This window comes from Marinococcus halotolerans DSM 16375 (assembly GCF_000420725.1).
GTDB lineage: Bacteria > Bacillota > Bacilli > Bacillales > Marinococcaceae > Marinococcus > Marinococcus halotolerans.
The window spans coordinates 1-8358 of sequence record NZ_ATVM01000041.1 but is presented as its reverse complement, the minus strand read 5'-3'; the positions used below and the strand labels follow the sequence as shown (position 1 = coordinate 8358).

The window sequence follows — 8358 nt, the reverse complement described above, 5'->3', positions numbered from 1 at the left end:
ATTCTTCCAGCCAGGCACGTATCCAGTCGCTATGCTCGTCTAACTTCTTGGTTCTTCGATGGGGTTGCTCGATGAAGGCTCGTGCCTCCTGTAGCGTCATCTCTAAATATTTATAGACCGTCGGTCTGGATATCTTTAACTCTTGAGCGATCTGTGTGACTTTCAACTTTCGTTTGTGTAATTCCTGAATCTTGACATATAACACTAATTTCTCCTCCAAGTTCCTGACCCCCCAGTAAAATAACGTCATTATCTATTTTACTAAAGGAGCAGGTTGATGGAGCAAAAGTGTAAAATCGAATCAAGCAAAATCTGTCAACTTTATTCTAGCGTTCACAGGCGATTGGCTTCTTTATTTATTATCAACACTAGAACTCAATAAAAGTGTTATTTTATAGTGGTTTTTACTAATAATCGCTATTACGTTAATTCGATAATAATAACCTCACCAAAGCTCTAGAGAATTCTAGGAGCTTTTTTTTCAATATGAAAGGATTTATTTAAGAAAAGTCGTATATAAAGAAATATAAGGAACCGTCGAAGCAAAAACCATCTCAACGGTTTGGATCGTCCATTTCCCAGGCATGCGACTCTAATGAAGAAGGTGAAAACATGGAAGAAGAGCTTTCGCTTTTTGATCAAGGAAGCAATGGTGGTTATGGTTCTCCTTTATTGATTGTGAGGGACGGTAAAGTATTGGATATCTCCTTGAATGCGCTATTCAATACGGAACGTTTTCAGGAGCTGTGGGCGATAAGTTTTGTGGCGTCACCGGCGTTTTTCTTTTCTGCGGCTCAGCACTTTGAAAAGGTTAAATTGGTGTTGGGCATCGAAGACCAATACGTAGCCGAAGCGTTCCAGGATGGTCTCCAGGATTTACTGAACGTGGAAAAGCGGGTCGCGTTTTTTCAGGAGCTCCCGCCGCCCGTCCAGAAGCAGGTGGCAGAGGAGCGTTTTTCGATCCGGTATGCTTCTCCGGGCCGCACGGTTCATTCCAAAATCTATTTGATGCGGGGGAGTGGGGGAACCCGATGCATGATTGGTTCAGCGAATATGACCAAACGGGCCTTTGACAACCAGAAGCAATTCGAAGAACTCCTGGTGTTTGATGATTCGCCATTGTTTACGATCTACGCCCAGCGCTTTCAGGCCATCTACGAGCAGTCGAACGATGTGATTCCAGAATTCTTAAAAAAGAAAACCAGGGACCAGCAGACATGGGTGGCGGATGCGGATCTGTTCCAATCTCTGTTAGCTGATGATCTCTCCCGACACCGATTCCAGATTGCCTTAACTGAAGAAGAAATCGAAGCCATACACCACATTCCGAGGCAGATCGCCCAGCACCATACCGAAGCATTGACATTCAAGCAAAAGCTGGAAGTTTTAACAAAAAAGGATCGGAAAGCTGGCACTTATACCCTGCATCCCCCAAAAATGATCGATAAAAAGGCGGGAGCCTTAAAACAATTGATGGCCACGCAGCGAACCAAGGAGAGTCGGAACGATCCCCGGACGCTCCTGCAGTACGAAGACCAATCCGCGATGCTGTACACGCCCCAGTCGTTGTCCTCCGAAGAGCAAGAACCTCGGTGGAGGAAGTACTCCCAGCCCCTGACAACCATGGACGAGCTGCAGCACAGTTTAACCGTGATCGAAGCCTTTATTGATGCCTATGAGTTGTTTACCGTTCAGCAAGACGTCAAAAACCAATCACGGGTTTTTGAAATGATTTTATACAGCTTTACGTCCGTCTTTATATGGAAAATGCGGGACCACTACAGCCTTCAGGAAGGACGGAAAACCGTCCGGAGATACTTTCCGCCGTTTTTGATCGTGTCCGGACGGTCCATGGCTGGGAAGACGACGGCCATGGAATTTATCGATCATTTGCTGGGCGGTCTTTCCCCCTACAGCTCCTATGAATACATTAAAGATACCCCGCTCCTCTGGGACGCCCTTCATGCCCCCAACGTGACGCCGTTGATGATCGATGAAATCGACACCAAATTTTTCAGCAGTACGGCCGCGCAAAAAGGGGAGCACCTCATAAAATGGATTAGCAACGAACGCCGATACCATCATCCCGTCCTGATCGGAACCACCAATGCCTCGGGGTTTGATATTTCCCCTTAGACGTCGACGAGGATCTATTACTTGCAGCTACGTAACGCGTTTCGCCCCCAGCAGATGGCCGCCTCGAGCCGATACCTCAATGAACTGATTCCGAACGTGACGCCCGCCTTGTTTCAGGACTTTACGTACCGCATGGCGCAGAAGATTACCAATGACGAGATATTTTATGATCCCAGCGATTTTTTATCCGGCGCCCGGCAGATTTTCCGGGACTATTACGCCGAAGCAGAGAGGGACCTGCCGGTGTGGTTTCCCACCACCTTGTTTCGAGACTATGAAGAGCGGGGCATGTTTATCTGGCAACAACTGTATCTGAGCCACCGGTCGGCGTTTGATGTCCGGGAAGACCACACGGTGCTCGTGGATATCGACCAACTCGGGGCCAGAACCAACCGGGAGCGGGCCAACAAAATTCATTTTCTGCCGGTGGAGTGCATTATTGAGGACAGCCCGGTGCTCGTGCTGCATAAACAGCTGTTCTTTGCCTTTATTGATGTGGCAGAGACAAAAGGTTCTTTGTTCCAGCGAACGATGGCCTCCTGGAAAAGAAAGAAATCGTCAAAATGACGGTCCCAGGAACGAGACAATCAATGTCTTGGAAGTGATAGCTTTGAAGACTAGCACGATCATGAGTTCGGCATCCTACCAAGGGCCATTTATCGCGACTGTTGGTAATAACGTAGCATCGCGTTTGTTCGTCGTGCATCGATTTGAATGACTCCGTGCATCCGTAGTTTAATCTCCGCTACTAAGGATGGAGGAAGATCAAGAAGAGAAGGAAGGGAAGAGGGATGGTGGTTAAAGGAATAAAAATAGTCCCCCGAACGCCAGCAGACGAACGAGGTCTCCGGCTGGGGCAGCATAATAGGAGCGAGGCCGTCCTCGCTCCAGTTTAATGGTGAAATCAATCCACCTGTTCTCTATGGTACTCAGTTGATCGAATTGGGTGGGAATTGTATGTAATGGATAGTCGCTTGGTTTTGGTCAAGCATACAAAAATCCCTTTGTTTCGTAAGCTAAAATATATATGCGATTCCCAAATGTAAAATTTATATTGGCTCATTTCTTCCATCGTGCCACAGTTATTTGGGACTATACTCCGATAAGGCCCGTTATGTGGATAAATGTACAAAAAATATTAGTGACTGCTTATGATTCAAAGAAGAAAGAATTAAATTGAAGGAAATTTGCATTATTGAAGGAAATTTGCATTTGCGATATTATGTTTTCTTCTTTTCTTTCGTTATTAACCATTCTCTCAGCTATTTTACAAGTCGTTTTGGGATACATAACGTGCAAGAAAGCCAAAGCGCTAAAGCTCTAATTATTTTGTATGTTCCTGGTGCCCGAATTTCACATATGTGAAATTCGGGCACGTTTTTGTAAAAAGAAAGATATATTATTGACGCTATGTATACGTTTCCATTAATATAATCACAGTTCTTGCACAAAATAAAAACAAATGCACATATGTGCACAGGAGGTGAAGAGATGGCCTGGGATGAGGAACGTCGGTTGATCCGCGCAGCCAAACTATATTATGAAGATGAGTTAAAGCAAAGCGAAATAGCCAAAATATTGGATGTGGATCGTACGACCGTTACAAGAATGCTTCAAAAAGCCAGACAGGAAGGGATTGTGCACATTACGATTCAGGGCAACCATACGGCTCAGGTGGAGTTGGAAGAATCTTTACGAAAGCTGTTTCAGTTAAAAGAAGTAATGGTCCTTCCGACAAGTTCTAGCCAGTCAACGGAAGAGCGTAAAAAAGACCTGGGAAAAGAAACGATGCTATGGCTGAACCAGAAGATTCAAGACGAAGACGTGGTAGGGTTCGCCTGGGGAAGTACATTAGGTAGTATCGTTGAAACTGGAGATCGTTTTAAAAGAAGACAGGCGGACATTGTGCCGGTAGTCGGAGGCCCCGGGAAAATGCCGACGGCCCAGCACGTAAATACGATCGTTTACAGCGCAGCAAGAATGTTTCAAGCACAGGCCCATTTTATCGATGCTGCAGCAATAGTGCCATCCATACAAACAAGAAGGGACTTATACGAGGCGAATTACTTTCAGGATATTTTACAGCTGTGGAGAAAATTAACGATTGCTGTGGTAGGCATCGGAAGCCCCATCAACTCGTCCAACCTGATCTTTTCAGGATTTCTCGGTAACGATGATTATCAGCAGTTGGAAAATGAAAACGCTATCGGAGATATTTGTTCCCGCTTTTATACCATTGATGGGGAAATTATTCGGGGAGAGATTGATCAACGAACAGTAGCCGTCGAGTTGGAACAACTAAAAGCCACGCCATGGGCTGTCGGTGTCGCGGAATCGGTCGAAAAAGCCGGTTCGATTCTAGGAGCTCTCCGAGGAGGGTTCATTAATACATTAATCACCAATGATGAAACGGCCGAAGCGGTATTGGAATTAGCAAAGGAGTAGTGAAAAATGATATTTCTATTATTAGCTGTGATCGGCGGGTGCTTCATTTTTCAAAGCTTTCTGGGATTTTGGCAGATCAAGAATTTTAACTACCATTACCGGGAGTTAAAATCAGAAGGAAAGGTCGCAATAGGAAGATCCAAAGGTATCGTACGAACAGGCGTTGTCCTATTGATTGCTGTCGATAACCAGGCCCGCATCAAAGAAGCTAAAAAAATGCAGGGATTAACGGTATTTGCCCGGTTCAGGGAAGCACCGGAGCTGCAACATGAAAACTTGATGGATATACCGGAAGAAAAAATAAATAACATGAACCGGTTCTACCGAAAAGCGGTATGGGATGCGCAGCATGTGTACCGGTTAGTGCAGGCAGGGCATGAAGTGCCGAAGTCAAGCTCACCAGCAGAGAAAATATTGTCCGTGTTTATGAGAAAAAAACAAAAGGGGGCAGCTAAATGGACTGGTTAGTAATAGCTGCAGAAGGTTTTATCGGTGTATTTGAACGAGGAGCCGAACAGTTTATGGATTTTGTTACCGATATTATTCCGCTGTTGATCATGCTGCTCGTAGCGATGAATGCGATTGTTCAATTTGTCGGCCAAAATCGGGTGGAAGGGCTGGCCCGCAAAGCTTCCGGAAACATTTTTTCAAGGTACTTACTATTGCCGCTGTTAGGGGGATTCTTTCTATTAAACCCGATGACTCTGTCTTTGGGACGGTTTTTACCGGAAGTATATAAGCCCGGCTATTACGCCTCAGCAAGTTATTCGGTTCACTCCATGAACGGTTTATTTCCTCACGTGAATCCGGCAGAGCTATTTGTCTTTCTGGGAGTGGCTGCTGGCATTGAAACGTTAGGGTATGAAACGACGGAACTTGCGTTAAGGTACTTCCTTGTCGGGATCGTCACCAATATGTTCCGTGGGTGGATTACCGATATGTGTGTACGTTACGTCGAAAAACAGCAGCATGTACGGTTGAAACGAACGCTGTCCAATGCAGAAGTCGAAGGAGGAACATCCAATGGCTGAAGAAAACCAATATAAAAGTGTCATTGTACGCAAAGGCCAGGGCGGGTTCGGTGGCCCGTTAACAATTACTCCAACTCCGGAAAAGAACAAAATTGTTAATATTACCGGCGGTCCTATTTCGGATGTGGCTCAAACGATTGCAGATACGACCGGGGCAGAGTTAGTGAATGGTTTTAAGACCTCTGTTCCTCAGGAAGAAACAGCTTGTGTGGTTATTGACTGTGGGGGCACGCTTCGTGCCGGCCTGTATCCAAAACAAGAAATCCCTACGATTAACGTCATGCCTACAGGGCCAAGCGGACCGTTGGCAGCTTACATCAAAGAAGACATTTACGTCTCTGGGGTCAAACCGGCCAACGTGGAATTGACGGATGGCACCGCTGCTCCGGCTCCATCCCAGGCCAAGGCTAAGGAAAAAAGTGAATCTGCGTCCAAATACGATTCATCCAAGAAAATCAGTGAACAATCCGGTCAGGGCCTTATGACCAAAATCGGTAATTTAATGGGTGGTATCGTCGGAACCCTTTACCAGGCCGGGCGGGATACCATTGATACTGTTGTTCGCACCATTCTTCCGTTTATGGCTTTTGTCGCGATGCTGATCGGTGTCATTTTGGAAACAGGGATTGGGGATCTGTTTGCTGATATTCTGTCTCCGCTTGCAGGAAATGTTGGGGGGTTGCTGTTACTGTCAGCCATCGTCTCCTTTCCTCTCCTGTCACCTTTTCTTGGACCGGGAGCTGTTATTGCCCAGGTGATTGGCAGTCTGATCGGAGTGGAAATTGGACGTGGCAATATTCCGCCCCAGTTCGCCCTTCCGGCTGTATTTGCGATTAATTCTCAGGCAGCGGCAGACTTTGTTCCTGTAGGACTCGGGCTTGCAGAAGCAGAACCAGAAACGGTGGAAGTCGGCGTGCCAGCCGTCTTGTATGGCCGGTTTCTTACAGGCGCTCCCACCGTGTTTATCGCCTGGCTGGCCAGCTTCGGATTGTATGAATCCTAAAAACGTTTGAAAGAAACAGCGAGTGAAACTGCTGAAATGATAGTGAAACAAGGGATACGAAATAGTAAACAGGAGGAGAGGATTTGTTATGAAAACCATCTATGAAACGACGGTCACTAAGCTTGGTCCGGAAGTGGAAGCATTCCTGGAAGAAAAAATTCTGGTGTTATTTAAAGGCAATGCTCCGGCAGAACTTGCGGAATATTGCGTTCTTCACGAGGAGAATGTGCTGCATGAAGATATTGAAGCGAAGGATGAGCTTCGACTGAAAGATAAAATCTTCACCATCACAAGCGTCGGCAGCGCTGTAACAAAGAATCTTTCGGAACTGGGCCATATCACTTTGAAATTTGATGGGAATACGGAACCGGATCTACCGGGTACGCTGTGCTTAGAGAACAAAGAAGTACCGACGTTCCAAGAGGGCGATAAAATTGAGATTGTGCGTAATTAAAGGAGGAGTATCTATATGACAGAGCAACGAAAAACAGCGATCGTCGCAGGCGGCGGGCAGAATTTAGGAGAACATATTTCCCACCGCCTGGCAGAAGAAAATTACAATGTGGTGGTTGCCGACCTTCAGGCAGACAACGCCAAAGAAGTAGCAACTGCGATACAAAACAGCTATGGCGTAGATGCTTTAGGGCTTCAGGTCGATGTGACAAATGAAGAAGAAGTAAAAGAAATGGTCAATCAAACGAACCAAGCGTTTGCGAGCATTGATTTGCTTGTATTTAACGCCGGTGTCGCTCGGAGCACCAAAATCACTAATTTTGAGCTGCAGGACTGGGAAGCTATGATGAAGGTGAACCTCACCGGTTACTTTCTGTGTGCCCGGGAAGTTTCGCATACGATGATTAAGCAGGGATCAGGAAGCATCATCCAGATCAACTCCAAATCAGGTAAAGTGGGAAGCAAGCACAACGCCGGCTATTCGTCGTCAAAATTCGGCGGGGTCGGCCTCACCCAGAGCCTCGCCTTGGATTTAGCAGAACACGGGGTGCGAGTCAATGCCATTATGCCGGGAAATTTACTGGATTCTCCAATGTTTCAAAGTCTCATTCCCTCCTATGCGAAAAAGCTGGGCATCGAGGAAGAGGAAGTGTTGGACGTGTACCGGGATAAAGTGCCGATGAAGCGCGGCTGCAGCTATGATGATGTGGCCAATGCTATTATTTTTTATGCATCTGAGAAAGCTTCGTATATGACCGGCCAGTCCATCAATGTCACTGGTGGTCAGGTAATGCATTAAAAAGTCTTAATGGTCATCGACTTTTCATATGTTCATAGAAAGGACGGTTTAGATGAAATATTATCTTGATACTGCAAACATTTCTGATATACAAAAAATATTAAACGTCTTTCCTATTGAAGGGGTCACTACAGCGGAGATCGGCGATCTCCGCGGTGGTGACGCCCTTGTGGTACATATGCATCACAAACGCTTCCAGCGTGTCATTCGTCCGTTTGTACGGCGCGACCGTCTGTTGGTGAAAATCGCCGTTCCGGTCCCGGGGAATCGCCAGCGACAGCTCCCCAAATTCGGTTTTCAGCGTGCGCTCGTACGTGCCGTTGCGGGAATTGCCGGAACCAATGCCGGCCGCATCGTACTTCTCGTAATCCAAAAAAGACGTTAATTCGGTTTGAAGCAGCTGATTGACGGCGTGTTCCAAATGAGATCGGAAGATCTCGTTGACATCCTGATGTTGGACTAGAGCGTGAGCAATATCTGTAGTAAAATTA

10 protein-coding genes and 1 pseudogene are annotated in these 8358 nt (G+C 46.3%); 8 read left to right on the top strand and 3 right to left on the bottom strand.

Annotation, left to right across the window (positions count from 1 at the left end; all coding sequences use genetic code 11):
• The coding region (locus G548_RS0116530; protein WP_245558578.1) for a helix-turn-helix domain-containing protein at nucleotides 1–205 on the bottom strand (205 nt) is incomplete at its 3' end.
• Between the two features lie 407 nt (nucleotides 206–612).
• Here G548_RS0116530 and G548_RS0116525 point away from each other — a divergent pair.
• Both G548_RS0116525 and G548_RS0116520 read left to right on the top strand, forming a co-directional pair.
• Nucleotides 613–2136, top strand: a complete 1524-nt coding sequence (locus tag G548_RS0116525) for a phospholipase D family protein (RefSeq protein ID WP_027847501.1) — start codon at nucleotides 613–615, stop codon at nucleotides 2134–2136.
• 21 nt (nucleotides 2137–2157) lie between these two features.
• Complete coding sequence (locus tag G548_RS0116520; RefSeq protein WP_027847500.1) at nucleotides 2158–2703, top strand: hypothetical protein; 546 nt, start codon at nucleotides 2158–2160, stop codon at nucleotides 2701–2703.
• 89 nt (nucleotides 2704–2792) lie between these two features.
• Here the strand turns inward: G548_RS0116520 and G548_RS19420 are convergent, their stop codons facing one another.
• A complete protein-coding gene (locus tag G548_RS19420) occupies nucleotides 2793–3044 on the bottom strand; it encodes a hypothetical protein (RefSeq protein ID WP_156847969.1) in 252 nt (83 codons plus the stop codon).
• A 583-nt stretch (nucleotides 3045–3627) separates the two neighbouring features.
• Between G548_RS19420 and G548_RS0116510 the strand changes: the two genes are divergently transcribed.
• From G548_RS0116510 to srlD, 6 genes are all read left to right on the top strand, one after another.
• A complete protein-coding gene (locus G548_RS0116510) occupies nucleotides 3628–4581 on the top strand; it encodes a sugar-binding transcriptional regulator (RefSeq protein WP_022795255.1) in 954 nt (317 codons plus the stop codon).
• 6 nt (nucleotides 4582–4587) lie between these two features.
• A complete protein-coding gene (locus tag G548_RS18580) occupies nucleotides 4588–5049 on the top strand; it encodes a transcriptional regulator GutM (RefSeq protein WP_022795254.1) in 462 nt (153 codons plus the stop codon).
• Nucleotides 5037–5612, top strand: coding sequence for a PTS glucitol/sorbitol transporter subunit IIC (gene srlA / locus G548_RS0116500; RefSeq protein ID WP_022795253.1), 576 nt, complete (start codon nucleotides 5037–5039; stop codon nucleotides 5610–5612). Before G548_RS18580 ends, srlA begins: the two co-directional genes overlap by 13 nt.
• The gene (gene srlE, locus G548_RS0116495) at nucleotides 5605–6615 is read left to right on the top strand and encodes a PTS glucitol/sorbitol transporter subunit IIB (protein ID WP_022795252.1); all 1011 of its coding nucleotides are present in this window, start codon (nucleotides 5605–5607) and stop codon (nucleotides 6613–6615) included. Before srlA ends, srlE begins: the two co-directional genes overlap by 8 nt.
• 88 nt (nucleotides 6616–6703) lie before the next feature.
• A complete protein-coding gene (locus G548_RS0116490) occupies nucleotides 6704–7069 on the top strand; it encodes a PTS glucitol/sorbitol transporter subunit IIA (RefSeq protein ID WP_022795251.1) in 366 nt (121 codons plus the stop codon).
• A 15-nt stretch (nucleotides 7070–7084) separates the two neighbouring features.
• Entirely contained in the window at nucleotides 7085–7867 is a 783-nt protein-coding gene (gene srlD / locus G548_RS0116485; RefSeq protein WP_022795250.1) for a sorbitol-6-phosphate dehydrogenase, read from the top strand.
• 136 nt (nucleotides 7868–8003) lie between these two features.
• Here srlD and G548_RS18575 read toward each other — a convergent pair.
• Nucleotides 8004–8358 (bottom strand): annotated as a pseudogene (locus G548_RS18575) (transposase); the annotation flags it as partial.

What these genes read in the sequence shown, in the direction of transcription:
- G548_RS0116525 (WP_027847501.1), top strand. Translation starts at nt 613, where the DNA reads ATGGAAGAAGAGCTTTCGCTTTTTGATCAAGGAAGCAATGGTGGTTAT.
- G548_RS0116510 (WP_022795255.1), top strand. Translation starts at nt 3,628, where the DNA reads ATGGCCTGGGATGAGGAACGTCGGTTGATCCGCGCAGCCAAACTATAT.
- G548_RS18580 (WP_022795254.1), top strand. Translation starts at nt 4,588, where the DNA reads ATGATATTTCTATTATTAGCTGTGATCGGCGGGTGCTTCATTTTTCAA.
- srlA (WP_022795253.1), top strand. Translation starts at nt 5,037, where the DNA reads ATGGACTGGTTAGTAATAGCTGCAGAAGGTTTTATCGGTGTATTTGAA.
- srlE (WP_022795252.1), top strand. Translation starts at nt 5,605, where the DNA reads ATGGCTGAAGAAAACCAATATAAAAGTGTCATTGTACGCAAAGGCCAG.
- G548_RS0116490 (WP_022795251.1), top strand. Translation starts at nt 6,704, where the DNA reads ATGAAAACCATCTATGAAACGACGGTCACTAAGCTTGGTCCGGAAGTG.
- srlD (WP_022795250.1), top strand. Translation starts at nt 7,085, where the DNA reads ATGACAGAGCAACGAAAAACAGCGATCGTCGCAGGCGGCGGGCAGAAT.